Genomic DNA, 25,742 nt, shown 5'->3' with positions numbered 1-25,742 from the left:
ATCGGCAGGTCAGGGTACTCGACATGAGCGTATGGCGGAAGCAACCGCGGGCGGACGAAGCCAATCGATCCGTCGCACGTCTCCTCGCCACGGTCGCAGCGACTGTCGTTCTGTCCGTCAGTCTGGCGGGATGCGGAACCACCACGCAGACCGCCATGTCTTCCAAACCCGCCAAACCGCAAATCGATCCCAAATACGGCGTTGCGGCCAGCCCGCGCGTCTACCAGCCGGGCCAGACCCCGCCGAAGGGCGGCGGGCGCGAGATGGTCGGCAAGCCCTACACGGTCGCCGGCAAGCGCTATGTGCCCCGCGTCGACCCGGATTACGAGAAGGTCGGTCTCGCCAGTTGGTACGGCGATGCCTTCCACGGCCGCTACACGGCGAACGGCGAGATCTACGACGCCGACCACCTGTCCGCCGCCCATCCCACCATGCCGCTGCCGTCCTACGCCCGGGTCACCAGCATGACCACCGGCCGCAGCGTGATGGTGCGCGTCAACGACCGGGGGCCGTTCCACGGCAACCGCGTGCTGGATGTGTCGCGCCGCACCGCCGAGATGCTCGGAATCCGCCGCGCCGGCATCGCCAAGGTGAAGGTGGAGTATGTGGGCCCGGCGCCGAAGGACGGCGACGACACCCGCATGCTGCTCGCGTCCTACCAGGGCCCGAAGGACTTCGGCCCGGTCGGCATGCCGGAAACCATGGTGGCTTCCGCTGACACCGGCAGTAGCTTCGGCCTGCCGGGCCTCGCCTCCCGCGTAGCCTCCCGTCTCACGAGCGGCACCGCCACCGCCGCGAAGTCGACGGCCAAGCCCGCCGCCCCGGCAGCGCCGGCCGTGTCCGCGCCGACCTATCCGGTGATCGCGGCCATTGCGCCGACGCCGCGCCCGGTGCTTGCCGACGAGGCCTATATCGTGGTCGCGTCCGTGGACCCGGCCGACGTCTGGTCGACCGCCGCGCCGGTGCAGGTGGCGTCGCTGCAGGCGCCGGCCCAGACGGCTCCCGGGCTGTCCGCCGCCGCCTCGGTCGGCTTCACGGAAGCCTCGTTCTCGGTCGGCGCGCAGCCCGCCGCCTACCAGCCGACACCCGCGGCCTTCGACCCGACCGATGCGCTCACGGCGCCGGTGCCGGAAGCGGCGCCCGCCCGGTCGTCCTATGCGGCCGAGCGTGTGGACCAGGCCTATGCGGCGGTGGACGCCGTCGGCTCCGGCGTCGCGCTGTCGGACCTTGCGTCCGGTCTCGCCCGCCTGTCCAACAAGACGGCGACGTCTGCCGGCGGGGCGGCTGCCCAGGGCGCGCTCGTCGACGTCGGCATCTTCTCCAACCCGGCCAACGCCGAGCGGATCGCGGCCGCGCTTCGCGGCGTCGGCACCGTGACGGTGGAGGACGTGGTCGTCTCCGGCGCGGCCATGAAGCGCGTGCGGATCGCCGCGCTTGTCGAAGGCCTTTCGCCGCTCGAGGCCGTGGCGGCCGCCGAGCGGGCCGGTGCCCGCGGCGCCCGGGTGATCGGCCGCTGACCCTTGCGGGTCCGGATCGGCCGAGGCCGGCCGAACGGACCCAGGTTCCTCATGATGCGGTGGATCGTTTTCCTCGGCTGCCTGCTGATCGGTGCCCTCGGGGCGCCGGCGTGCGCCGTCGCGCTCGAATCGGCCGCTCCCCGCGCGCTGGTCATTGAATCCGACACCGGCTCCGTCCTTTACGAAAAGCGGCCCGACCGCACCTTCGCACCGGCGAATTTCGCGAAGCTTGCGACGGCGGCGGTGGTGTTCGAGGCGCTGACGGCCGGCGAGATTTCCGAGGCGACCACCTTCCGCGTCAGCGAGCACGCCTGGCGCACCGGCGGCGCGCCGGCCCGGGTTACCACCATGTTCGCGGCGGTGAAGTCCGAGGTGTCGGTGGGCGATCTGATCCGCGGGCTCCTCGTCTCCTACGCCAATGACGCCGCCATCGTGCTGGCCGAGGGCATCGCCGGTTCGGAGGCGGATTTCGCCGTCCGGATGAACGCGCTCGCCCAGTCGCTTCGGATGACGGACAGCCGCTTCATGAACCCGACCGGCTACCCGGACCCGGAGGCGCGCACGTCGCTTCGCGACGTCGCCCGGCTGGTCGACCACGTCCGCACCCGGCATCCGGCCTACTACGCGCTCTACGCGCTGGCCGAGTTCGAGTGGAACAAGATCCGCCAGCTCAACAAGACGGCCTATCTCCGCGACCTTCCCGGCACCGAGGGCCTGATCTTTGCCTACGACGAGAGCGACGGCTTCGGCGCCGTCGTCTCGGTGGTGCGGGACGGACGGCGGATGCTGGTGGCGGCGAGCGGCTATACCAGCATCTCCCAGCGGGACGGCGACATCCGCGCCCTCGTCAACGGCGCGTTCGCGGACTTCACCCGCGTCACGCTGTTTCCGCCCGACCAGGTGATCGCGACCGTCCGGGTGTTCGGCGGCGTGGCGACGCGCGTTCCGGTGACCGGCGCGGGGCCCGTGCAAGCCACCTTGCCGAACGGCAACCGCGACGCCTTCCGGGCGCGGGTCGTCTACACCGGGCCGGTGCGGGCGCCGGTCAGGAAGGGCGAGACCGTGGCGGCGCTGGAGATCCGGGTGGACGACCGGGTGTACCAGACCGTGCCGCTGATCGCGGCGGCGGACGTGGCGGTCGGCGATCTCAAGGACCGGGCCCGCGACGGCCTCGGCGAACTGCTTCTTGGCTGGTGGTAACCACGGTCTGTGCTAGACAGAAGCGGGACTGGCCCGGGTATCCGATCGGCAGGAAACGACACGTGCGCGGACGCTTCATCACTTTCGAGGGCGGGGAGGGGGCCGGCAAGTCCACCCAGGTCCGCCTGCTTTCGACCGCGCTGCAGTCGGTCGGCCATCAGGTGGTGACCACGCGCGAGCCCGGCGGTTCGCCGACCGCGGAGGCGATCCGCGGGCTGCTCCTCTCCGGCCGGGCGAAGCCGCTCGGCACGCTCGGCGAGGCCTATCTGTTCGCCGCCGCGCGCATCGACCATCTGGAGGAGACCATCCGGCCGGCGCTCGCCCGAGGCGACTTCGTGATCTGCGACCGCTTCATGGATTCGACCCGCGTCTACCAGGGCACTGCCGGCACGCTCGACGCCGCCGTCATCGACCGGATCGAGGCGGCCGCCGTGGGCGACACCCGGCCGGACCTCACCGTCATCATCGACGTGCCGGTGGCAGTCGGCCTCGGCCGCGTCCGTGCCCGGTCCGGCCTTTCGGCGGACCGGTTCGAGGCGGACGAGGTGGCCGTGCACGAGGCGCGGCGCGCCGGCTTCCTGGCGCTCGCCGCCTGGGAGCCGACCCGCTGCGTGGTCGTCGACGGAACGGACGACCCGAACGCGGTCGCCGGCGCGGTGCTCGCCGCCGTGTCCGACCGGCTGGGCATCGTGCTGCCGACCGAGGCGTGACCCGTGGCCGAACTGGTGGATCACAGCCAGGAGGCGGACTGGATCGAGGGCCTGCCGCTGCCGCGCGAGCAGACCGCGCTGATCGGCCATGACGAGGCGGCGCGGACGCTGCACGAGACCTATTGCAGCGGTCGCATGCACCACGCCTTCCTGATCGCCGGACCGAAGGGCATCGGCAAGGCGACGCTCGCTTTCCGCTTCGCCCGTTTCGCGCTCTCCCATCCGGATCCGGAGGCCGCGCCGCCGCCGGAGGCGGGCCTGCTGCCGGCCGATCCGCGCGTCACCGCCCAGGTGGCGACCGGGGCGCATCCGAACGTGCTGCATCTCCGCCGCCCATGGGACGACAAGGACAAGAAGCTGAAGACCGTGCTGACGGTGGAGGAGGTGCGCCGCTCCGTCTCCTTCTTCGGCACGTCCGCCGGCAGCCGCGGGTACCGGATCGCCATCGTGGACGCGGCGGACGACATGAACGCCAGCGCCGCCAATGCCCTCCTGAAAATGCTGGAGGAGCCGCCGAACCGCGCCATGTTCCTGGTGCTCAGCCACGCGCCGGGCAGCCTCCTGCCGACCATCCGCAGCCGCTGCCGGCGGCTGCCGCTCTCGCCGCTCGGCGGCGACGACCTCGGCCGCGCGCTCGACACCCTCGGGCTGGAGGTGGATCCGGACGGGCGGCCGTTGCTGGCGGCGATCGCCGAGGGCAGCGTGCGGCGGGCGGTGGAATGCCTGGAGAACGACGGCCTCGCCCTCTACGGCGCCTTCCGGACGCTTGCCGACGCGCTGCCGGCGCTGCCGCGCAAGCCGTTGCACCGGTTCGCGGAACTTGCGAGCGGCCGGCGCAACGACGACAACCTCGGCCTCGTCGCCGACTTCGCCCGCACGTGGCTGCGCACCCGCATGCGCGCGGCGGTGGATCAGCGCGACGTGTCGGCGCGGCGTTTCGCCGACGGTTGGGATAAGGTGAACCGCATCGAGGCGGAGACGAACGGCCTCAACCTCGACCGCAAGCAGGCGGTCATCGCCATGCTTCAAAGCCTTGCGGAGACGGTGAGAAGTTGAGTATGCCCGGTCGCTCAGACCAGAAACGGACCTCCATGAAACCGACGTTCTTCATCACCACGGCGATTAGCTATCCGAACGGGGCTCCCCACATCGGCCACGCCTACGAGGCGATGGCGACCGATGCGATCGCCCGGTTCATGCGGCTCGACGGGTATGACGTCCGTTTCCTCACCGGCACCGACGAGCACGGCATCAAGATGCTGCAGACGGCCCGCCGCGAGGGGATCTCCCCGCGCGACCTCGCGGACCGCAACAGCGCCCTCTTCCAGGACATGGCCCGCCTGCTCGGCCTCTCCCACGACGACTTCATCCGCACCACGGAGGCGCGGCACAAGCGCGCGAGCCAGGCCATCTGGGAGGCCATGAGGGCGAACGGGGACATCTACCTGGACAGCTACGCCGGGTGGTACTCGGTCCGCGACGAGGCCTTTTACCAGGAGAGCGAGACCGAAGTGCGCGCCGACGGCGTGCGCTACGGACCCCAGGGCACGCCTGTCGACTGGGTGGAGGAGGAGAGCTACTTCTTCCGCCTGTCCGACTACACCGACCGGCTTCTCGCCTACTACGAGGCTCATCCGGACTTCATCGGGCCGGACGAACGGCGCAACGAAGTGGTGAGCTTCGTCAAGGGCGGGCTAAAGGACCTCTCCATCTCGCGCACCACGTTCGACTGGGGCATCCCGGTGCCGGGCGACGAGCGGCACGTGATGTACGTGTGGGTCGACGCGCTCACCAACTACATCACCGCGCTCGGCTATCCCGATGTGGAGGCTGATCTTTTCGCGCGCTTCTGGCCGGCGGTGCACATCATCGGCAAGGACATCGTGCGCTTCCACACGGTCTACTGGCCGGCCTTCCTGATGTCGGCCGGCCTGCCGGTGCCGAAGCGCGTCTACGCCCACGGCTTCCTGTTCAACCGCGGCGAGAAGATGTCGAAGTCGGTCGGCAACGTGGTCGGGCCGAAGGAGCTGGTGGATACCTATGGGCTTGATCCCGTGCGGTATTTCTTCCTCCGCGAAGTGCCGTTCGGGCACGACGGCAACTATAGCCACGAAGCGATCGTCGCCAGGATGAATGCCGATCTCGCCAACGATCTCGGCAACCTGGCCCAGCGGTCGCTCTCGATGATCGCCAAGAACCTCAACGGCGTGCTGCCGGCCCCCGCCGACCTCTCCGAGGCGGACCGGACCATCCTGGCCGCCACCGACGCGCTGCTGCCCCTCTGCCGCGAGGCGATCGGCAAGCAGCAGATCCATCAGGCGCTCAACGCCGTCTGGGCCGTGGTGGCGGACGCCAATCGATATTTCGCGGCCGAGGCCCCGTGGGCGGTGCGCAAGACCGACGAGGTCCGCTTCGGCACCATCCTCTGGGTGACGGCCGAGGTGCTGCGGCAGGTGGCGATCCTGGCCCAGCCGGTGATGCCGGAGAGCATGGCCAAGCTCCTCGATCTCCTGGCGATCCCGGCGGACGCGCGCGGCTTCGACCGGCTCGGCCCGGCTGGCCGTCTGGCGGGCGGCGCCGCGCTGCCGGCTCCGGCCGGCATCTTCCCGCGCTACGTCGAGGACAAGCCCTCGGCGGAATGACCGCGACGCCGGCGGCACCCGTGCCGTCGGCGCATGCCGCACCGCATCAGGCCGCGCCCCCATGCCCTCGACAGGGCATGCCCCTGCCGCTATGTCGGGAGGAACGCCGGCTTTTCACGAGGGAACCCCGGACTCGATGCTCGTCGACAGCCACTGTCACCTGGACTTTCCGGACTTCGCGGACGACGTCCCCGGGCTGATCGCCCGGGCCGAGGCCGCGGGCGTCGGGTTGATGGTGACCATCAGCACCCGCGTCCACCGGTTCGACCAGATCCGCGCCCTCGCCGAGGCCCATCCGCAGGTCTATTGCTCGGTCGGCACCCATCCGCACAACGCGGGCGAGGAGCTGGACGTGACGGCGGACGACGTCGTCCGCCTCTCCGCCCATCCCAAATGCGTGGCGATCGGGGAGGCGGGACTCGACTATTTCTACGACAGCGCACCCCGCGAGGCCCAGGCGACCGGCCTTCGCCGCCACATCGAGGCGGCGCGCCGGACCGGCCTGCCGCTCGTCATCCATGCCCGTGACGCCGACGACGACATGGCCGCCATCCTGAAGGACGAGATGGCGGCGGGCGCGTTCCCCGCGCTCCTCCATTGCTTCTCGTCCGGCCGGCGGCTGATGGAAGTGGGGGTGGACCTCGGGCTTTATGTCTCCTTCTCCGGCATCCTCACCTTCAAGCGGTCGGAGGAACTGCGGGCGATCGCCGCCGACGTGCCGCTCGACCGGCTGCTGGTGGAGACCGACGCGCCCTATCTGGCGCCGCAACCCTGGCGCGGCAAGCGCAACGAGCCCGCCTACGTGGCCCACACCGCCAAGGTGCTGGGGGAGGTGAAGGGCCTCGACCCGGCCGCCATCGCGGCGGCGACCACGGAGAACTTCCACCGGCTGTTCGCCAAGGTGCCGAAAGGACCGCCCGCCGCATGACGGACGCCGTCCTCCGGTTCACGATCCTTGGCTGCGGATCCTCGCCCGGCGTGCCGCGCATCGGCAACGACTGGGGCGCCTGCGATCCGCGCGAGCCGAAGAACCGGCGGCGGCGCGCCTCCCTCCTGGTGGAGCGGATCCGGCCGGACGGGGCGAGGACCGTGGTGGTGATCGACACCGGCCCGGACTTCCGCGACCAGATGCTCGACGCGGACGTCTCCTGGGCCGACGGCGTGGTCTACACACATGCGCACGCGGACCACATCCACGGCATCGACGACCTTCGTGCCTTCGTGCTGAACCGCCGCCGGCGGGTGGACGTCTATGCCGACGCCGTCACCATGGACCGGCTGATGGAGGGCTTCGGCTACTGCTTCCGAACCCCGGCGGGATCGAGCTATCCGCCGATCTGCGCCGCCCACACCATCAAGCCCTGGCATTCCTTCTCGATCGACGGGCCGGGTGGGCCGATCGATCTTCTGCCCTACGACCAGGCCCATGGCGACATCCGCAGCCTGGGCTTCCGGATCGGGACGCTCGCCTATTCGTCGGATGTGAGCGCCATGCCGGACGAGTCGGCGCCGCTTCTCCGCGACCTCGACGTGCTGATCGTCGACGCGCTCCGCTATACGCCGCACCCGAGCCATTTCTCGCTGGACGAGGCGCTGGTGCTTTCCCAGGTGCTGGCGCCGAAGCGCACCATCCTCACCCACATGCACATCGACCTCGACTACAACGCCCTGATGGCCAAGCTGCCGGCCAACGTGGAGCCCGGCTACGACGGCCTGGTGATCGAGTTGCCGGCAGGATGAGCGCTGGGGCCCCCGGATGGCAAAAGGCCCCGCGCGGGGGCGGGGCCTTGACGAGCGAACAGGCGTGAACCCCGCTCAGGCGCGCGGCAGTTCGTTCCAGTAGGTGCCGTCCGGGAAGGTGGTGGCCTTGCCGACCAGCTTTTCGCCGCCGAGGTCCGCCAGCACCTTGAAGATGACCGCGGCGTCCCGCTCCTCCTCGCCGATCGGCCGGGTCGGAATGCCCTCGCGGAAGCGGTCGCGGAGCGCGATGAAGGCCGCGTCTTCCTTGGCCCCCTGCATCTCCGGACGCAGGCGGTCCCACTCGGCGTCGGAGGTCTTCATGATCTCCTTGGCCTCGCGCGAGGCGGCGACGAAGCCGCGGGCGACGTCGAGGTTGGCGTTGGCCCAGGTCTCCGTGAAGGTGTAGCCGACCGCCGAGATCGGGCCGGTCGCCCCCATGGCAATGGCCGCGTCCTCGCCGCCGATCAGGTAGCGGAAACCCTTCGGCTCCAGGCGGGCGCAGAAATTCCAGAAGAGGAGGGCGGCATCGAGTTCGCCGGTCTCCAGCTTCTCCGACAGGAGCGGCGGGGCGCCGAAGGACGGCGAGGAGTCCTTGGCAAGGTCGATGCCGAAATCGCGCGCGGCCATGCCCTGGAGGAGCAGCCAGTTCTTGTCGAGCGGGCCGCCGGCGACGCCGATCGACTTGCCCTTGAGGTCGCCGAGCGTCTTGATGGGGCTGTCGCCCGGCACCATGATCGAGCCGACCGACGAGGAGAACGGCACGAAGGTGAGGTCGGTACCTTCGCCGCGCTCGCGCGCCACCAGCAGCCAGTCCGAGGTGATGAGGTCGACTTCGCCGGCCTGGAGGGCGATGCGGGTCGCCTCGTTGTTGGCTACCTCGATCAGGTCGAGCGCGAAGCCGTGCTTGGCGTCGAGCCCATGGTGGCGGATGACGTTCATCTCCCAGTTCACGGTGCCGGTCTTCAGCACCGCCGACCGGATGGTGGTCGCCGCCGCCCGGGCCGGGCGCACCGCGAGGGCCGCGCCGGCACCGGCGACCAGACCCAGAAACTGCCGCTTGTCCACTGTGAACGTCATCGCATCCGCCTCCCTTGTCGAAGAGGTCGGCCCCCCGGGCCGCCTTTTGTCTTCATCGAACCCCTTGACCGGAAGGCCCTAAATGGCCGGTGGTCGCCCGGAGTTCGTGCTGTCGATCGGGGCAGACCGTAGGAGCGGTCGCCCACGCGGGCAATGGCGCGAGGGGACGCGGCCGCCTTAAATTTCGTTCATGTCACGCATCTCGGGAAATTTTCCCCTTCCGTCGACGCCGCAAAAGCGCGCCACCCTGTTGGCCGAAGAGAGCAGCGCGCCGGATTAGCATGACAATTCCAACAAGGTCGAGAATGCCTTGACTCGCCCGGCGCTTGGGACTAATCCTGCTAATGACAACGTTGTCACTCGACTGTTCGACCAGGAGGGGCCTTCAACGGCCTCTTTCGGCAACAAGATCAGCGAGAGGGAGGACTTGGGCGTGGTCACCTTGCGGGATGTCGCCAGACAGGCCGGTGTGTCGGCCAAGACCGTGTCGCGCGTGGTCAACGACGACCCGGCAGTGAACGCGGAGACGCGAGACGCCATCCTGGCGGTGATCCGCCGGCTGGACTACGTGCCCGACCACGCCGCCCGCATGATGCGGGCCGGCACGTCGAGCGTCGTCGGCCTGATGACGGACGTGGTGGCGACGACACCCTATTCGGTGGACATCGTCCGCGGCGCCCAGGACTCGCTCCGGCGCGACCGGCGCACACTCCTGATCGCCAACACGGAAGGGGACGCGGACCTGGAACGCGACGTCTGGCGCATGTTCCGGGCGCACAAGGTTTCCGGCGTGGTCTACGCCACCATGTACCACCGGCCGCTCGACCTCGGCGACCCGGAGTTCGGCGGCGCCATCGTGCTGGCCAACTGCTTTTCGCCGCGCGGCCGCTTCCCGGCCATCGTGCCGGACGATGAGCACGGGGGCTACACGCAGGCGGCGCACCTCCTGGCGCTCGGCCACCGGCGGATCGGCATTGTGTCGCTGAACCCGGTCCTGCGCGCTTCGGTGCTGCGTGGAGCGGGCTTTCGCACGGCCTTCGCGGAGGTCGGCGTGCCGTTCGACCCGGAACTCGACCGGCCGGGCTTCGTCGGGCCGATCGAAAGCGAGCGCATCGTGGCCTACGAGGCGGGCCGGGACCTGCTGTCGCGCCCCGACCGGCCGACGGCCATCATTTGCGGCAACGACAAGATTGCCATGCAGATCTACGCGGCGGCGGCAAGCCTGGGGCTTTCCATCCCGCAGGACCTCAGCGTCATGGGCTACGACGACATGACGGTGATCGCCGAGACGCTGAGGCCGGCGCTGACCACCGTCGGACTGCCCTATTTCGAGATCGGTCGACGCGCGATCGAGACCCTGTCCGCCGGCACGCCCGGCGCCAAGGCCGGCATCGAGCCGCCGGTCCTGGTGCCGTGTCCGCTGGTCGAACGGCAGTCCTGCCGCGCCATCGACGGGTAAGGCGGCCGCCCGCGCGGCCGAATACGGACCGGGAGGAGCCGGTCGTCCATGGAGAGGAGAACACACGAATGACAACGATGTCATATGCAAACATCAGCCGGACCGTGGTCCGCACCGTCGGCCGTGGCGCCCTGCTGGCGGGCCTGCTGGCCCTGTCGCTCGGCAGCGTCTCGGCGGCTACCCTGAAGGTCTGGCACCACGGCGGGCGCGGCGACGGCGAGAGCGCCAATGTGGCGGCGCAGATCGAGGCCTGGAACAAGGCCAACCCGGACATGACGGCCGAACTGGTGCAGCTGCCGGAAGGCGCCTACGCCGAGCAGGTGCAGGCGGCGGCGCTCGCCGGCAGCCTGCCGGATCTCCTCGATTTCGACGGCCCGAACTACGCCAACTACGTGTGGTCCGGCTTCCTCGCCCCGCTCGACGGCCTCGTCGATCCGGCGGTGGTCGCCAACCTCCTGCCGTCCATCGTGTCCCAGGGCACCTACGCGCCGGACGGCAAGCTCTACGCCATCGGCCAGTTCGACAGCGGCCTCGGCCTCTGGGCCTCCAAGGCGCTGCTGGAGAAGGCCGGCGTGCGCATCCCGACCGGCGTCGAGGATGCCTGGACGCTCGCCGAGTTCGAGGACGCCCTCGCCAAGCTGAAGGCGGCGGGCGTGGAATACCCGCTCGACCTGAAGCTCAACTACGGCAAGGGCGAGTGGTACACCTACGGTTTCTCGCCCATCGTGCAGTCGTTCGGCGGCGACCTGATCGGCCGCACCCCCTGGAAGGCGGAGGGCGCCATGAACGGCGAGGCAGCCGTGAAGGCGCTGACCGCCATGCAGGGCTGGGTGAAGAACGGCTGGGTGGTGCCGGCCTCCGCCGGCGACGACGCCTTCTACGGCAAGAAGACCGCCGCCATCTCGCTCGTCGGCCACTGGCAGTACGGCGCCCACAAGGCCGCCCTCGGCGACGACCTGCTGCTGCTGCCGATGCCGAAGTTCGGCGACAAGGTGGTGACCGGGCAGGGGTCCTGGGCCTGGGGCATCCCGGCCGCCGGCACCAACCAGGAGGCGGCCGGCAAACTGCTGGCCTTCCTGATGAGCGATGAGAACATCCTCTCCATCACCAACCAGAACGGCGCCGTGCCGGGCACCAAGTCGGCCGCCGCCGCCTCGGAGCTCTTCAAGGAGGGCGGCGCCCTGTCGCTCTACGTGACGCAGCTCGACACGGTCGCCATGCCGCGCCCGGCCCACCCGGGCTATCCGGTGATCACCGCCGCCTTCGCCCAGGCGGTGGACGACGTGATCAACGGCGCGGACCCGAAGGCGGCGCTGGACGCCGCTGCCGCCACTGTGGACGAGGACATCGCCGCCAACGACGGCTACCCGCCGTTCGCCGCCAACTGACCGGAGCCTCCGGGCCTCCATCGCACACGCACCCGGGTCGGCATCCGACCCGGGGAACCCTCCGCTCATGCACGAACTCGACGGTTGCCGGTCGGAGCCGGGCGCCTGCGCTGCTTTCGTGCACCCTCGCCGGGTCCAAGGCGCGCTCCCGTTGCCCGGGAACATTCCATGCCGAAGAAACGATCATCCCTTCACGATCAGTCGAGACCGGCGCTGGTGCTCATGGCACCGGCCGGCCTTCTGATCTTCGTCTTCATCATCGCCCCGTTCCTGTTGTCGCTCGGGCTCTCCTTCACCAACCAGCGGCTGGTGCCGAACCCGAACCTGCCGACGAGCTTCCAGGGCTTTTCCAACTACCTGCGGCTCTTCGGTAACGCGGAGTTCTGGCAGTCCTTCCGCAACACCTTCACCTTTGCGCTTCTGGTGGTGCCCCTCCAGTCGGCGCTGGCGCTCGGTGCCGCCATGCTGGTGAACTCGCGCCTGCCGGCCCGCAACGTGTTCCGCGGCATCTTCTTCCTGCCGACCGTGCTGACCATGGTGGTGGTCGTGGTGATCTGGTCGAATCTCTTCCAGATCAACGGCTTCTTCAACGCCGTCATCCAGGCGGTGACGTTCGGCGCGCATCCGGGCTTCGACTGGCTGGCCAATCCGGCTTTGGCGATGCCCTCCATCGTGCTCGTGTCGGTCTGGCAGGGCTTTGGCTTCCAGATGGTCATCTATCTGGCCGGCCTCCAGGGCATCAACCCGGAGCTCTACGAAGCCGCGCGGGTGGACGGGGCGAGCCGCTGGCAGGAGTTCTGGGCCGTCACCATGCCGGGCCTCAGGAACACCCACATCTTCGTCGTCGTCACCACCACCATCCTGGCCCTGAAGCTGTTCGCTCAGGTGGACCTTCTCACCAAGGGCGGGCCACTCGGCTCCACCCAGACGGTGGTGCGGCTCATCTACGAGACCGGCTTTCGCAAGGGACAGGTGGGCGTCGCCGCAGCCCTCTCCGTGGTGTTCTTCCTGGTCGTGCTCGCCATTTCGGTCGGCCAGCGGGTCTTCCTCAAGGAAGACAGGGAGGTCGCATGATCACGCGCTCGGAACGTCTCGTCATCCTGACGCTCGCCCTCGTGGTGGTGCTGACCGTGCTCGCCCCGCTAGCCCTCATGGTGGCGACGTCGCTGAAGGGGGACGAGAACCGCATCCTCCTCGATATCGGCTCGCTGGCGGCCTTCTGGGTCAACCCGCTTGAGGCCGAGTGGACCAACTACGCCCAGGTGCTGGCCTCGCAGACCCAGCCCTTCCTGCGCTTCCTGTTCAACTCGGTTTTCGTGGTGGGCTGGATCGTCGTGGTGGGCATCTTCGTCAACTCGGCGGCGGCCTTCGCCCTGTCGCGATTGCGCTTCCGCGGCCGGAACCTGGTGCTCGCCGTCGTCGTGGCGCTGATCATCATCCCCATGGAGGCGCTGGCGATCCCGCTCCTCCTGATGGTCAACCGGGTAGGCTGGCTCGACACCTACCAGGCGCAGATCGTGCCCTTCATCGCCCATCCCTTCTCGATCTTCCTCTTCTACCAGTTCTTCGCCAAGCTGCCGAAGGACATCGACGAGGCGGCCTACGTGGAGGGCGCGACCCCGGCACAGGTCTATTGGAAGATCGCGCTGCCGCTCTCCGGCCCGGTGATCGCCACCGTCGCCATCCTGCAGAGCCTTGAATACTGGAACGCCTATCTCTGGCCGCTGATGGTCACCCGCGGGCCGGAGGTTCGGCCGGTGTCGCTGGCGCTCGCCCAGTTCTTCGGCACGCCGCCGCCCACCTGGGGCGACCTGATGGCCTTCTCGGTGATGATGAGCCTGCCCATCCTGGTGCTCTACCTGGCCTTCCAGCGCTGGTTCATCCAGTCCGTGGTGGCGAGCGCAGTGAAGTGAACGCGGGAGGGAGCGGCCTCGGACCGACCGCTCCCTCCCTTCCCCCGACCGGTTCGAGGAAAGACGCAATGGCCTTCCGTCCGGACGACCGCTTCGTTTGGGACTACTGGATCGTCCGCGACGGGGCGGACTATCACCTGTTCTTCCTCAATGCGCCGCGGTCCATCGGCGATCCGGACCTACGTCACTGGAACGTCTCGATCGGCCACGCGGTCTCGCAGGACCTCGTCCACTGGCAGGAGCTGCCGACCGCGCTCAGCCCCTCGGAAGGCCCGGCATTCGACGACTACACCACCTGGACGGGCTCGGTGATCCGCCGTCCGGACGGGCAGTGGATGCTCTTCTACACGGGCACCTGCCGGGCGGAGAACGGGCTGAAGCAGCGGATCGGCGCGGCCGTGTCGGACGACCTCGTCACCTTCACGCGGCTGCCGGAAAATCCGCTGCTCGACGTGGACACTCGCTGGTACGAGGTGCTGGAGGCGGGGCTCTGGCACGATCAGGCCTGGCGCGACCCGTGGATCTTCCGCGTGCCCGGCGACGATCTCTGGCACATGGCCTTCACGGCACGCGGCCTGGAGGGCCCGGCGTTCGGCCGCGGCGTCGTCGGCCACGCGACATCGCCGGACCTCGTATCCTGGACCGTTCAGCCGCCGATCGCCGCGCCCGGCCTCTACGGCCAGATGGAGGTGCCGCAGATCTTCGAGCGCGGCGGGCGCTGGTACATGCTCTTCTGCCTCGCGCACGAGCACATGGAGCCGGGCTATGTGGCGACCGGCCGGCCGGGCGTCGTCACCGGCACCCACTACCTGATGGCCGATGATCCGCTCGGCCCCTGGCGCTTGCCGGAGGACCGCTTCCTGGTGGGCGACCCGGTCGGCCGGCTCTACGCGGGCCGCATCACGGAGGCCCCGGACGGCGCGCTCGTCTTCATGGGCTTTGAGAATCTAGACGCCGAGGGCCGCTTCGTCGGCGGCCTCTCCGACCCGCTGCCGGTCACCATCCTCGATGACGGGCGGCTTCGGGTCGACGGGCGCCGCTACGGCATCCCGCTGGCGGACGACATCGCCTGACACTCAACACTGGAAAGAAACGTGAGCGGACAGGGGCGCATGGCATGCGCCGCCGGTCCGACGAAGGGAGGACCTGATGGCAAGCCTGTCGATCGAAAGCCTGCGCAAGAGCTACGGCTCGGTGGAAATCATCAAGGGTGTGGATCTGACGATCACCGACGGCGAATTCGTCGTCTTCGTCGGCCCGTCCGGCTGCGGCAAGTCCACGCTGCTGCGGATGATCGCCGGCCTGGAGGAGATCACCAGCGGCGAGCTGAAGATCGGCGGCACGGTGGTCAACGACCTCGCCCCGAAGGAGCGCGGCATCGCCATGGTGTTCCAGTCCTATGCGCTCTACCCGCACAAGACCGTCTACGACAACATGGCCTTCGGCCTGCAGATCGCCAAGGTGGACAAGGCGGAGATCGACGCCAAGGTGCGCGACGCCGCCCGCATCCTGAAGATGGAGCACCTCCTGGATCGGCGGCCGAACCAGCTCTCCGGCGGCCAGCGCCAGCGCGTCGCCATCGGCCGGGCGATCGTCCGCAACCCGCAGGTCTTCCTGTTCGACGAGCCGCTCTCCAACCTCGATGCGGCGCTCCGCGTCACCATGCGGGCGGAACTCGCCAAGCTGCACCGCGACCTCGGCGCCACCATGATCTATGTGACGCACGATCAGGTGGAGGCGATGACGCTCGCCGACACCATCGTGGTGTTCGAAGGCGGCGTCATCCGGCAGGCGGGCTCGCCGCTGGAGCTCTACCACCAGCCGCGCAATACCTTCGTGGCCGGCTTCATCGGCTCGCCGAAGATGAACCTCCTGCCGGTGACGGTGGTCGCCGCGACGGCGGACAGCGTCACCGTCGCGGCGCCGTGGATGACGGCCCATCTGACCGTGCCGGTCGAGCCGGGACGACTCGCACCCGGGTCGGCGGCGACGCTCGGGATCCGCCCGGAGCACATGGCCGCGGGCAGCGAGACGGGTCTGATCACCGGGCAGGTCACGCTGGTGGAACGGCTCGGCCATCAGACCATCGTGGAGGTGGCGGCCGGGGAGGGCGCCGGCGTCACCGCCCTGATCGACGGCACCCGGATGACGGCGGTCGGCTCGACGCTGCCGCTCACCTTCTCGGGGGACGACGTGCACCTGTTCGACGCCGACGGTGTCGCCGCCGTCCGTCTCAAGGTGCCGGAGATCGCCCGGGCGCGCCGGGAGCGGCCGGCGGCCTGAGCCGCCGCCCGCCGCTGCGAGGGCCTCAGGGCAGGGTGCAGGCCTTGGCGCCGCGCACCTTGGTGGCGTAGCGCACGGCCGGATAGCCGTCGAAGAAATCCGGCACCACGAAGGTGCCGGACTGGCCCGGCGCGATCACCCCGGCGGAGGTCAGCGAGACGGTGGAGAGATTCATGTCCTGGGTCTGCACCTCGATCTCGACCAGGATCTTGTCCTTGAACGGGTTGGTGATGTCCCAGGTGAAGGTGTTGAACTGGCTCTGCCAGGAGGGGTTTTTGGCGCGGAGGTCGCGGAAATCCTCCTTGGAGAGCGGCGCCGGGGTGCAGGCCGCGTAGGCCTCGTAGAGCCCCGTCGTCTTCAGGCCTTCCAGGGCCAAGGCGTCGCAGCGGTCGCGGCAGAGCTTCACCGTGTCGGCGAAGGCATAGTAGTCGTCGGTCTTCGGCGGGCGCTCGGCCATGCAACTGGCGAAGCATCCGGGGCCGGCGGCCAACGCCGGCGGGGACAGTCCGGCCAATCCGATGAGCGCCAGAACGGCGGCGCCGGGGGCGGCGATACGCATCATGGGTCGTCTCCTGGCGCATTTGTCCCGCCGTCCGCGGGGTCTTCTCGGGCGCGCTGAGGAAAGTACGACGAAAGACGGCAAATGGTTCTCGCCGGCTCGTGCCGTCTGCGGCAAGTCAGCCCGTGCCGTTCAGCTTGGCGTGTTCCTCCACACGCCGGGCCACCTCGGCCTTCTCGGCGTCGGAGAGCTTGGCCGAGATCTTGGCGAACTTCTCCTTGGCCTCGTCCACGAAGGCCTGCTTCACCGGGTGCTCGAACGATTGCCGGTCGGTGAGCGCGTAGTTGAACGCCGCCTCCACCCGGTTCCGCTTGGTGCCGAGACCCTCCGCGTGGAGGTCGCCGAGCCGCAGGCGGGCCTCCCCGAAGCCGCGCTCCGCTGACAGGGTGAAGAGCGCGAAGGCCTTCGCCGGATCCTTCTTCACGCCGACGCCGTCCCGGACCATCCGGCCGAGGAAGTAGGGCGCGAAGGCGTTGCCGGCGGCGATGGCCTTCTCGAACCAGAAGCGCGCCCGCGCCGGGTCCTTCGCCACGCCCCGGCCGTCCAGATGCCGGTTGCCGAGGCTCGACATGGCGTTGGTGTTGCCGACGAAGGCGGCCGCCTGGAAGAGGTCGATGGCGGCGGCCTCGTCCTTTTCCACGCCCCAGCCGGAGAGATACATGGTGGCGAGGATGTCCATGGAGTTCGGCCAGCCGCCGGCGCTCGCCAGCCGCAGCCAGAGAAGGGCCTCCTCGGTCGATTTCTCCACCCCGAGACCCTGCAGGAAGGCGAAGCCGAGGTCGGTGCGGCAACGCGGATTGCCGAGGTTGGCGCCCTGGCGCAGGAAGGGCACGGCGGCGGCCATGTCGGCCGGACGGCCGCGGCCGGTCATCCACATGTAGGCGAGGTTGGCGTAGGCGGCCGTATAGCCGAGGGCCGCCGCCTCCCGGTAGTAGCTCTCCGCCCAGGCGAACCGCCGCCCCATGTCGAGGATGCGGCCGACCTGGAAGAGAAGGCGCGGGTTGTCCGGCGCCTTGGCGAGATCGGCGAGGCAGACGCGCGTCGCGACGCGGAGATTGACGAGGCCCCAGCGAACGCCGGGCGACAGCCGCTGCGGATCGTCCGGATCGCCCGCCACCAGGTCGCAGGCGGTGGCGAGCGTGGCAAGCCCGCCGGGCGTCGCCGGCAGCACCGACGGCCAGGACCGCACCTGCACCGGTGGCGCCCGGTCGCCCGCGATGCCGAAGGCGAGGCTGAGGCGCTCGGCCGACGCGGGCTCCGCTGCCGCCGTCGTCGCGCTCGCCGGGCGGACCAGCCGGCCGACGCCGGCCGCGTCGCCGCGCGTCAAGGAGATCGAGCGGACGGCCGCCCGCTCCTTCAGGTCGCTATTGGGAAATGTCTGCTGAAAGAGCCCGAAATCAGCGGGTTCGGCGCTGTCCTTGATGGCGGCCCAGAACACCACGTCGAGCCCCGGCCGCTCCTTGGGGGCGGGCGTTGCCTCCGACACCGGGCGGATCACCACGTCGAAACCGGTGTCTCCCTCAGCGGAGGGAACCTGCGCGCCGCGGGACGCTTCGCGCACGGTCCGGCGCACCTCGCGCAAAGTGGCCTGCAGGCCCTTGCCGGGTTCGCCGAGGGCGTTGGCGAGGACCGTGGCGAAGATGCTGTTGCCGCCCGGACTGCCCTCCGCGTCGGGAAGACCGGTGGCGCCCGAGTAGGAGATGATCAGCCGCTCCCGGCCGGCGACGACGGAGGTCTGCCGGGCGATCGGCCGCACGGACCGGCTCTCGCCGGGCGGCGCCAGCGCGGGCGCCGGGATGCCGTCGAGCACCACCACGGCCGCGTCGGACCCGGCGTCGAGCGCGTCGACCACGCTCTTCAGCGAAAGCCCCTTGGCGGTCTTCCCGCCGGACATCGCGTCCGCCGGCGCCAGGAGCACGTCGCCCTCGGCCGGCATGCCGACGCCGGTGAAGTAGAAGAGCGCCAGATCGCTGCCGGCCACGTGGCGCGCCACCGCGTCGGGCATGCCGGCCATGTCGGCGCCGGCGAGATTGTCCACGAGGAGCACGTCGAAGGCCGCCTCGCGCAAGGTGGTGGCGATCAGGGCGCCGTCCGCCCGGGCGGTGGAGAGCCGCGTGTCCGCGAAGGTCTCGTTGGCGATCACCACCGCCGTCCGCCGCTCGGCGGCATTGGCGAGCGCAGGCGGCAGCAGGGCCGCGACACCGGCCAGCAGCAAGGCGGCCGCGCGGGTGGTGGGGCGGGGGCGGCGCGGCGCCGGAGGGGTGGTCATCGGCTGTCTCCGTCGAGGGGAGGGTGCGGACATCAGGGCAGCTCGCGGACGAGGCGGAAGCCGAAATTGGTGTCGCGCTCGTCGGGTGCGCTCCGCATCCGCGCGGTGGAGCGGGCGGTTTCCGGCTGGCTCAGCCACGACCCGCCGCGCAGCACCCGTTCCTGGCAGGCCGGATCTGCGACCGGCTCGGCGCCGCCGGACGCGCCCGCGTAGTCGTCCTGCCAGCAGTCGGCGACCCACTGCCAGACGTTGCCGATCATGTCGGAGAGGCCGAAGCCGTTCGGCTTGAAGCTGCCCACCGGGGCGGTGCCGCCGTAGCCGTCCGAGCAGGGATGGGGCGTGCCGACCGATACGGCCCCGCCCGCCGCCGCCAGCGGCTGGTGGGCGACCGCGTCATAGACGTTGGCGTGGGCGCAGGCGCCGGCCGGATCGTCGCCCCAGAAGCGGGTGGTGGCCGTCCCGGCGCGCGCCGCATACTCCCACTCGGTCTCCGATGGCAGCCGCCAGCGGGCGCTGGACCTGGCGGAGAGCCAGACCGCGTAGGCGCTCGCGTCGGCCCAGCTCACGTTGATGACCGGCCGCTGGCCCCGCCCCCAGCCGCCGTCGTCCGCGATCGGCGGGCAGCCGCCGTCGGCCACGCAGGAGTCCCATTCGGCGAAGGTGATCGGAAACCGCGTCATGGCGAGCGCGCCGACCACCGCCCGGTGCGCCGGCCGCTCCGCGTCGCGGGCGTCCCTGTCGGTGTCCGGTGCGCCCATGATGAAGGCGCCGGCCGGCAGGCGCACATACTCCGGACAGCCGGCGCAGTCGCGCGCGGGCGCCTCTGCTACGGGGAGCGCGGCCGACGGCGGGGGCAGGGCGGCGACGATCAGGCGGCGGGCCGCGGCAGCCTCGGCCGCGTGCCGGCTCTCCGGAAAGCGCGTGAGAAAGAGGTCGAAGGCCGCCGGGTCGCGGCTCTCGCGCACCGTCTCCCAGAGCACGTCCTCGGCCGACCGCGCGGCCACTTGGTCGGGCCGGCCGGCCAGATAGACGTCGCTCACCAGCGAGGAATTCTCCCACGGGGTCTGCCGGCCGTCCGTGGCGGCGATCACCGCCTGCCGGGTGCGCGTCAGCATCTGGCGGATTTCCAGGCCCGGTTCGCGGATGTTGGCGAGGAGGGCGGTGGTGAAGGGGCTGTTCGCGCCGCCCCCGCCCCCGTCCGCCGCCACTGCCTCCGGGCTGGTGGCGAAGGCGATCAGGGTGCCGGTGTCCTGCACGTTGAGGCGCGCAAGCCCGCGCGAGACCGAGCGGCCGGCGCTCGCCGCCAGGAAACCCTCGCGGAACGGGTTGTCGCGGCAGGCGTCGAGCAGCAGGATCCGGCCGCGCGCGCCGCTCATGGCCCGGAGCAGCGTCTCCGCGCCGATCGCCTCGAACTCCAGGTCCATGCGGTTCTGTAGCTGCGCGTCGGTCGGCAGCAGCCAGTTCTCGTTGTCCACCTGCACGCCGTGGCCGGCGTAGAAGACGAGCGCCAAGTCCGCCCCGTCCGCCAGACGGGCGAAGTTGCGCAGGCTGCGGGTCAGGCCCTCGCGGTCGAGGTCGATCCCGTCGACCACCTCGAAGCCGAGATCGCGGAGGGCACCCGCCATGGCGCGCGCATCGTTCGGCGGGTTGATCAGCGGCGCCACGGTCTCGTAGGCGCCGATGCCGATCACGAGGGCGGCGCGGCGTTCGGCCGCGTCCGCCGCGAAAACGGGCCAGAGGACGGCGAGGGCCAGTGCGGCGAGCCCGCCGGCGAGGCGGCGGAGCCCCGCGAACCGATCCGAACGCCACGCGATCTCACCCACCGTCCCGATCTCCTCGACGCGATCCTCAAGCCGTTCGACAGGCCGCCGGCTTCGTCCGATAAAGGCTCGCGCGCATGGACTTGCCCGCGTTTCGGATCGTCGTTCTTCTACCCGGATGCTCGGTTCCCGTCCGTTTTGCCAAGCAGGGCAAAGACAGCCGTTGCCGGCGTCAACGAATCGACATGCCCATCATCCTACGCAATCGCCTAGCTAAAGAATTCGCGACGTCTGCCACATCATTCAAATCGATGACGTTAACTTAGACAAGGAGTTATTCGCCTTCCTGCCGTAGAAAATACGGTGAAGAAGATAGGGCAAACACTTGTGAGCGATACGCCGATCGGGCTAGGTTTGCAGTCGATGATTTCGTGGACATATTCGTTGTCAGGATAGTTTAAGTATGGGCAAGGCAGCCTTGGCCATTGTGGGAATAGTCTTGCCAGTTTTGCTGGCCTACTCGGCGGCTGGTCATCTTCCGGGGACGACCTTCCCGGTGATCGCGCTCGGTGCGACGGCGTTCAGCCTGATGGCTCTCAATCTGCTGGTCGCCACGCGCGCGCCGGGGGTCGACCGCATGTTCGGCGGCCTCGACCAGGTGTATTTCGCGCACAAGTGGTTCGGAATTCTCGCCCTTGCCTGCGCTTTCCTGCACCAGCAGATCAAGATCAGCACGGACGGGAAGGAGGTCCAGCAGGCGCTCAGCGCTGCGGCCGTCGAGGTGGCGGAGATCGCCTTCCCGGTCCTGCTCGTCCTGGTGCTGATCAGCTTCTTCAAGCGGCTGCCGAAGGTGCCGTTCGAGATCCCCTATCAGATCTGGCGCTGGTCGCACCGGCTGCTCGGGGTGGTGTTCGCGGCGCTCGCCTTCCACCAGTTCTTCGTCAAGGCGCCGTTCGACAACAACGCGCTCCTTGCCACCCATCTCAACGTCATGGCGGTGATCGGGCTGGCGAGCTACGGCTGGACCATCGGCGGCCCCCTTCTGCGCCGCCGCAAGTACACGGTGACCGCCGTCACCAAGCACGCGGCGGCGACGATCGTGGACCTGGAGCCGGTGGGCAAGGGTATCGACGTGCGTCCCGGCGGCTTCGCCTTCGTGTCGTTCGGCGCCAAGGGGCTCGGCGAGCCGCATCCCTTCACTGTCTCGGAGGTGCGGCCGAACGGCGGCATCCAGTTCTCCATCCGCGGCCTCGGCGACTTCACCAAGCGCGTGCGCGACGGCCTCCTGCCGGGCGATGTGGCGCGGGTGGAGGGCGGTTACGGCCGGTTCGACTACCGCGCCGGCGGGCCGCGGCAAGTGTGGGTCGCGGCCGGCATCGGCATCACGCCCTTCCTGTCGTTCGCCGACAGCCTGCCGGCGACCGGCGCGCCGGAGATCTGCCTCGTCTATTGCGTGCGCACGGAAGCCGAGGGCGTCGGCCTCGATCGTCTGCGGCGCGCCGCCGAGCGGACCTCGAGCTTCACCTTCAAGCTGCACGTCAGCGAAGCCGACGGGCGGTTCGACGCGGCCCGGCTGGTGGCGCTGGTGCCCTTCGACATAACCGGCGCGGCCCTCTGGTTCTGTGGGCCCGCTCCGCTGCGCGTGGCGCTCGCCAAAGGCCTGAAGGGCCTCGGCAAGAGCCCGCGCTCCATGCATTTCGAGCGATTCGAATTCAGGTGATCGCCAGAACCGGGGGGAGACCACCATGGGCGACAAGAGGTCCTTTCGGCATTTGGCCGTCGGCGCGGGCATGCTTGCCTTCGCCGTCGCGGGCCCTTCGGCGGAGGCGGCGGAGCCGTTCGCCGATGGCGCCTACGCGGAGTATCAGGCCGATGCGGCGCGCGGCGCGGTCGTCTACAACGCCGCCGGCTGCGCCACCTGCCATTCGGTGGAGGGCGACATGGACCTTCTGGCCGGAGGCCGGGCGTTCGAGAACCGGCTCGGCAAGGTCTATGCGCCCAACATCACCAACGATGCGCAAGCGGGCATCGGCGGCTGGACCGACACCGAGTTCCTGAACGCCGTCATGCGCGGCATCGCGCCGGACGGGTCGAGCTACTACGGCGCCTTCTTCCCCTATCTCTCCTACGCCCGCATGAAGCCGGAGGACGCGCTGGACCTCCGCGCCTATCTGAAGACGCTGCCGACCAGCGACGCGCCCTCCAAGGAGCACGAGGTCAACTTCTTCGGCCGCAACGCGCTTCTCCTCATGGACAGCGAGCGCCCGCCGCTCGACCCGCCCGCCGACCCGCAGATCGCCCGCGGCCAGTATCTGGTGGAGGCGCTCGGCCATTGCGGCGAGTGCCACACGCCGAAGAGCACGCTCGGCTTCGACGCCGGGGAACCCTTCACCGGCTTCATGGGCTACTTCGGCGACTACGCGCCCGACATTTCAAAGGCGCGGCTGGAGAAATTCGGGCCGGAGGCGTTCGCCGTCGGCACCATGGGCAAAGGCCTGAAGCTCAACGGCAAGGCCATCGCCATGCCGTCCATGCTCCGCGTCACCCACGCGACCGCCAAGCTGTCGGTGGAAGACCGCGCGGCCATGTACGCCTACCTGACGAACGCGCCGGTGGACGCCTCGGCGCTGTCGACGGAGACCAAGGTGGTGGCGGACCTCGGCGGCAGCGCCACGCCGGTGGTCAAGGCGACGCCCGTCGTCTTCGACCCGATCGAAGCCGGGAAGCCGACCGGGTCGGAAGGCCTGATGCAGATCGTCGCCGCCATGTGCGAGGAACCGGCGGCCAAGCCCGCCGCCAGCCTCGTGCCGGTGGCCGCCACCGCGCCGGCCGGCGTGCCGGAGGCCCTGGAGCGGGCCGCCGACCGGGTGATGGATCAGCACTGCCGTACCTGCCACGGACCCGGCCAGCGCAACGACCGCACCTTCCCGATGCACGACATCACCGACCTCGCGGCGGACCCGGCGGCCGTCACCCCCGGCAATCCGGAGAAGTCGGCGGTCTACCAGTCGATCGCCAGCAACCGCATGCCGCTCGGCACCAAGCTGAAGCCGGAGGAGCTCGACGCCATCAAGGCGTGGATCACCGCACTCGGCGCCCAGCCGGCGATCGCCGCCGCCCCGGCCGCATCCGCCGAGGCCGCGTCGGCGGGCACCACCAAGCTGCCCCGCTACATCGGCGGCGACCTCACCGCGCTCACCCTGTCGGCGGTCGCCGACCTGCAGGCGCTGGAGGAGAAGGACCGGCCGTTCGTCCGCTACTTCAGCTTCGCCAATACGCCCCTGCCGCCGATCGACTGCGCGGCGGAGGGGATGATGCGCAACCCTGTCCACTACCTGCACGCCGGCCTCAACAAGTTCATCAACTCGGTCAGCCGCGGCACCCGCGTGGTGGCCGTCAAGCCGGTGGCCGGCACCGATGGCGCCCTCGTGCGCATCGACACCCGCGACTTCGGCTGGACGCAGGACGACTGGAACGCCCTGACCACGGGCGTCTACACCCACGGCGCCACCGAGGCGGGCTTCTCGCCGGAGAGCTGGGCGGATCTCGCCACCGTCTACCCCTACGCGGTGGACCCGGCGTCGGACAACCTGTTCGCCGTTCTCGCCAACGGCACCGGCGCGGCCGTTCCGGTCCTGAACGCCAGCTGGTTCGTCCACTTCGCGTCGCAGTCGCCCTATTACGACATGCTGCTGCGCCTGCCGCCGCACATCGCGGAGCTGGAAGGCCGCATGGGCCTCGACGTCAACGGCATGATCCGCGTCGGCGAGGTGGTGCGGGCCGGCTTCGTGGAGGGCAGCTCCGGCGTGTCGGACCACAACCGCATGCTGGAGCGGTTCGACCTGCCGCGTGGCGGCTACTACTGGAAGTCCTATGACTTCGCCGGCAGCGACAACCGCCAGTCCCTGCTGCAGCATCCGGACGGGCCGGTGGAAGCGATGCCGCTCTTCTCCGGCACCGAGCCGTTCGAGCACGACGGCGGCGAGATGATCTTCAGCCTGCCGAACGGCATGCAGGGCTATTATCTCTCCACCGCCGCCGGCGAGCGTCTGCTGGTCGGCCCGGCCTCCATCGTGTCCTTCCGCAACAAGCCGGTGGGCAAGGGCGTGGAGATCGTCAACGCGCGGTCCTGCTTCGATTGCCACGAGAACGGCATCATCCGGAAGTCCGACGAGATCCGCAGCTTCATCGAGAGCGCCAACAGCTACACCCGCGAACAGCGCGACCGGCTGATGGAGATGTATGTCGCCCCGGACGAGCTCGACGAGCACTACACCCGCGACATCACCGCCTTCGTGCGCTCGCTTGAGCAGCTCGGCGCGGTGCAGAAGTCGGCGGCCGGCGTGCCGGTCAGCCTGCAGGCGCCGTCGCCCGCCGGCGGCAAGGAGATCGTCACCTTCCTGGCCGACCTGCAGTTCGAAAGCCTCGACCTGGAGGACGTCGCCCGCGCCTTCTTCCTCACCGAGGGGGAGTTCCGCGAGCGCGTCCGCACCATGGGCGACCCGGCCCTGATGCAGACGGTCGACAACTGGATCCGCCGCATCGACGACGGCCTGTTCGTCACCCGGTCCGAGATCGAGGAGGTCTGGCCGGCGCTGCTCGCCCGCCTCACCGACTTCCGGCCGTTCGGCGCCGGCCATGTGGCGTTCGCCCCGCAGGCGATCGGCGGCGGGTTCGACCAGGCGGCCGCTGTCGCGCTCGCCCAGGAACTGCAGGCCAAGCAGGTCGCCTTCGTGCCGCCGAACCCGGCGAGCCTCCAGCCCTTCGTGCCGCAGGCGCGGCCGGTGAACGGCCTTGAGCTGCAGCTCTCGGTGCCGCGCGTCGCCGTGAAGGTCAACGATCTCCTGCAGTTCGACGTGACGGCCAACCGGCGGTGCGAACTCCAGGTGCTCTATGTGGAGGAAAGCCGGACCGTTGAGGAGTTGCCCCCCGAGGTGATCGGGCCCGCCTTCCTGGAGGCGGGCGAGACCCGGCGCATTCCCTTCCCTGGTTCCGGCTTCCAGCTCCGCTTCGACACGCCGGGCCAGGGCGAGACCATGGTGGCCTTCTGCCGCGAAGGCGGGCTTGGCGACAAGCGCATCACCGGCGAGGCCGCCATGGCCCACGCCCGGGCCAGGTTCCAGCCGCTGTCGCGCGGAATCGTAATCGAGCGAACCGAACAGGTCGCCGCCGACAACGGGCTGAGCGCGACCAATGTCATCACCTTCGACGTGTCGCCGTGAGTG

Annotated in this window: 19 protein-coding genes; 15 read left to right on the top strand and 4 right to left on the bottom strand. The window is 69.8% G+C overall.

The genetic code is table 11. The features are described from left to right. Positions 1-155 precede the first annotated feature (155 nt). The 7 genes from BUQ68_RS23995 (at position 156) to BUQ68_RS11150 (ending at position 7,809) form a co-directional block, all read left to right on the top strand. Complete coding sequence (locus tag BUQ68_RS23995; protein ID WP_075216023.1) at positions 156-1,517, top strand: septal ring lytic transglycosylase RlpA family protein; 1,362 nt, start codon at positions 156-158, stop codon at positions 1,515-1,517. Positions 1,518-1,568: 51 nt separating this feature from the next. Further along, on the top strand, positions 1,569-2,717 hold the full coding sequence (locus BUQ68_RS11175; RefSeq protein WP_083656494.1) for a D-alanyl-D-alanine carboxypeptidase family protein: 1,149 nt from the start codon (positions 1,569-1,571) through the stop codon (positions 2,715-2,717). Between the two features lie 62 nt (positions 2,718-2,779). Beyond that, complete coding sequence (gene tmk / locus BUQ68_RS11170) at positions 2,780-3,427, top strand: dTMP kinase (RefSeq protein WP_075216022.1); 648 nt, start codon at positions 2,780-2,782, stop codon at positions 3,425-3,427. A 3-nt stretch (positions 3,428-3,430) separates the two neighbouring features. Beyond that, positions 3,431-4,483 (top strand): DNA polymerase III subunit delta', encoded by a 1,053-nt coding sequence (locus BUQ68_RS11165; RefSeq protein ID WP_083656493.1) that lies wholly within the window; start codon positions 3,431-3,433, stop codon positions 4,481-4,483. A gap of 35 nt (positions 4,484-4,518) precedes the next feature. Further along, positions 4,519-6,069, top strand: a complete 1,551-nt coding sequence (gene metG, locus BUQ68_RS11160) for a methionine--tRNA ligase (RefSeq protein WP_083656492.1) — start codon at positions 4,519-4,521, stop codon at positions 6,067-6,069. Between the two features lie 136 nt (positions 6,070-6,205). Then, positions 6,206-6,997, top strand: coding sequence for a TatD family hydrolase (locus tag BUQ68_RS11155; RefSeq protein WP_075216020.1), 792 nt, complete (start codon positions 6,206-6,208; stop codon positions 6,995-6,997). Beyond that, positions 6,994-7,809: an MBL fold metallo-hydrolase gene (locus tag BUQ68_RS11150; protein ID WP_075216019.1), complete on the top strand. Its 816-nt coding sequence runs from the start codon at positions 6,994-6,996 to the stop codon at positions 7,807-7,809. Before BUQ68_RS11155 ends, BUQ68_RS11150 begins: the two co-directional genes overlap by 4 nt. A gap of 75 nt (positions 7,810-7,884) precedes the next feature. On the opposite strand, the gene BUQ68_RS11145 is transcribed toward BUQ68_RS11150, so the two are convergent. Continuing rightward, positions 7,885-8,886 (bottom strand): ABC transporter substrate-binding protein, encoded by a 1,002-nt coding sequence (locus BUQ68_RS11145; protein ID WP_075216018.1) that lies wholly within the window; start codon positions 8,884-8,886, stop codon positions 7,885-7,887. A 433-nt stretch (positions 8,887-9,319) separates the two neighbouring features. On the opposite strand from BUQ68_RS11145, the gene BUQ68_RS11140 reads away from it, so the two are divergent. From BUQ68_RS11140 to BUQ68_RS11115, 6 genes are all read left to right on the top strand, one after another. After that, positions 9,320-10,345 (top strand): LacI family DNA-binding transcriptional regulator, encoded by a 1,026-nt coding sequence (locus BUQ68_RS11140; RefSeq protein ID WP_075216145.1) that lies wholly within the window; start codon positions 9,320-9,322, stop codon positions 10,343-10,345. A 68-nt stretch (positions 10,346-10,413) separates the two neighbouring features. Beyond that, positions 10,414-11,733 (top strand): ABC transporter substrate-binding protein, encoded by a 1,320-nt coding sequence (locus tag BUQ68_RS11135; protein ID WP_245293222.1) that lies wholly within the window; start codon positions 10,414-10,416, stop codon positions 11,731-11,733. Positions 11,734-11,955: 222 nt separating this feature from the next. After that, positions 11,956-12,807: a carbohydrate ABC transporter permease gene (locus BUQ68_RS11130; protein ID WP_245293230.1), complete on the top strand. Its 852-nt coding sequence runs from the start codon at positions 11,956-11,958 to the stop codon at positions 12,805-12,807. Next, positions 12,804-13,646 carry a carbohydrate ABC transporter permease gene (locus BUQ68_RS11125; RefSeq protein WP_075216016.1) on the top strand — a complete coding sequence of 281 codons (843 nt, stop codon included), beginning with the start codon at positions 12,804-12,806 and terminating at the stop codon, positions 13,644-13,646. Before BUQ68_RS11130 ends, BUQ68_RS11125 begins: the two co-directional genes overlap by 4 nt. A 68-nt stretch (positions 13,647-13,714) precedes the next feature. Then, the gene (locus BUQ68_RS11120) at positions 13,715-14,719 is read left to right on the top strand and encodes a glycoside hydrolase family protein (protein WP_075216015.1); all 1,005 of its coding nucleotides are present in this window, start codon (positions 13,715-13,717) and stop codon (positions 14,717-14,719) included. Between the two features lie 76 nt (positions 14,720-14,795). Further along, complete coding sequence (locus BUQ68_RS11115; protein WP_075216014.1) at positions 14,796-15,929, top strand: ABC transporter ATP-binding protein; 1,134 nt, start codon at positions 14,796-14,798, stop codon at positions 15,927-15,929. 25 nt (positions 15,930-15,954) lie between these two features. Here the strand turns inward: BUQ68_RS11115 and BUQ68_RS11110 are convergent, their stop codons facing one another. From BUQ68_RS11110 to BUQ68_RS24230, 3 genes are all read right to left on the bottom strand, one after another. Next, entirely contained in the window at positions 15,955-16,491 is a 537-nt protein-coding gene (locus BUQ68_RS11110; protein WP_083656490.1) for a hypothetical protein, read from the bottom strand. A gap of 115 nt (positions 16,492-16,606) precedes the next feature. After that, complete coding sequence (locus tag BUQ68_RS11105; protein ID WP_075216013.1) at positions 16,607-18,757, bottom strand: caspase family protein; 2,151 nt, start codon at positions 18,755-18,757, stop codon at positions 16,607-16,609. 32 nt (positions 18,758-18,789) lie between these two features. Continuing rightward, positions 18,790-20,580 (bottom strand): SUMF1/EgtB/PvdO family nonheme iron enzyme, encoded by a 1,791-nt coding sequence (locus tag BUQ68_RS24230; protein WP_083656489.1) that lies wholly within the window; start codon positions 20,578-20,580, stop codon positions 18,790-18,792. Between the two features lie 493 nt (positions 20,581-21,073). Between BUQ68_RS24230 and BUQ68_RS11090 the strand changes: the two genes are divergently transcribed. After that, positions 21,074-22,237, top strand: a complete 1,164-nt coding sequence (locus BUQ68_RS11090; protein ID WP_175577788.1) for a ferredoxin reductase family protein — start codon at positions 21,074-21,076, stop codon at positions 22,235-22,237. Between the two features lie 25 nt (positions 22,238-22,262). Beyond that, positions 22,263-25,739, top strand: a complete 3,477-nt coding sequence (locus tag BUQ68_RS11085) for a c-type cytochrome (protein WP_075216011.1) — start codon at positions 22,263-22,265, stop codon at positions 25,737-25,739. Positions 25,740-25,742: the final 3 nt, after the last annotated feature.

It is taken from the genome of Mongoliimonas terrestris (assembly GCF_001927285.1).
Classification (GTDB): Bacteria; Pseudomonadota; Alphaproteobacteria; order Rhizobiales; family Pleomorphomonadaceae; genus Chthonobacter; species Chthonobacter terrestris.
The sequence above is the reverse complement of the archived record's forward strand: the minus strand, read 5'-3'. Positions and strand labels throughout refer to the sequence as shown.

Coding starts and splice junctions, on each gene's coding strand:
- BUQ68_RS23995 (WP_075216023.1), top strand. CDS start 156: ATGTCTTCCAAACCCGCCAAACCGCAAATCGATCCCAAATACGGCGTT.
- BUQ68_RS11175 (WP_083656494.1), top strand. CDS start 1,569: ATGATGCGGTGGATCGTTTTCCTCGGCTGCCTGCTGATCGGTGCCCTC.
- metG (WP_083656492.1), top strand. CDS start 4,519: ATGAAACCGACGTTCTTCATCACCACGGCGATTAGCTATCCGAACGGG.
- BUQ68_RS11155 (WP_075216020.1), top strand. CDS start 6,206: ATGCTCGTCGACAGCCACTGTCACCTGGACTTTCCGGACTTCGCGGAC.
- BUQ68_RS11150 (WP_075216019.1), top strand. CDS start 6,994: ATGACGGACGCCGTCCTCCGGTTCACGATCCTTGGCTGCGGATCCTCG.
- BUQ68_RS11145 (WP_075216018.1), bottom strand. CDS start 8,886: ATGACGTTCACAGTGGACAAGCGGCAGTTTCTGGGTCTGGTCGCCGGT.
- BUQ68_RS11135 (WP_245293222.1), top strand. CDS start 10,414: ATGACAACGATGTCATATGCAAACATCAGCCGGACCGTGGTCCGCACC.
- BUQ68_RS11130 (WP_245293230.1), top strand. CDS start 11,956: ATGGCACCGGCCGGCCTTCTGATCTTCGTCTTCATCATCGCCCCGTTC.
- BUQ68_RS11125 (WP_075216016.1), top strand. CDS start 12,804: ATGATCACGCGCTCGGAACGTCTCGTCATCCTGACGCTCGCCCTCGTG.
- BUQ68_RS11120 (WP_075216015.1), top strand. CDS start 13,715: ATGGCCTTCCGTCCGGACGACCGCTTCGTTTGGGACTACTGGATCGTC.
- BUQ68_RS11115 (WP_075216014.1), top strand. CDS start 14,796: ATGGCAAGCCTGTCGATCGAAAGCCTGCGCAAGAGCTACGGCTCGGTG.
- BUQ68_RS11110 (WP_083656490.1), bottom strand. CDS start 16,491: ATGATGCGTATCGCCGCCCCCGGCGCCGCCGTTCTGGCGCTCATCGGA.
- BUQ68_RS11105 (WP_075216013.1), bottom strand. CDS start 18,757: ATGACCACCCCTCCGGCGCCGCGCCGCCCCCGCCCCACCACCCGCGCG.
- BUQ68_RS11085 (WP_075216011.1), top strand. CDS start 22,263: ATGGGCGACAAGAGGTCCTTTCGGCATTTGGCCGTCGGCGCGGGCATG.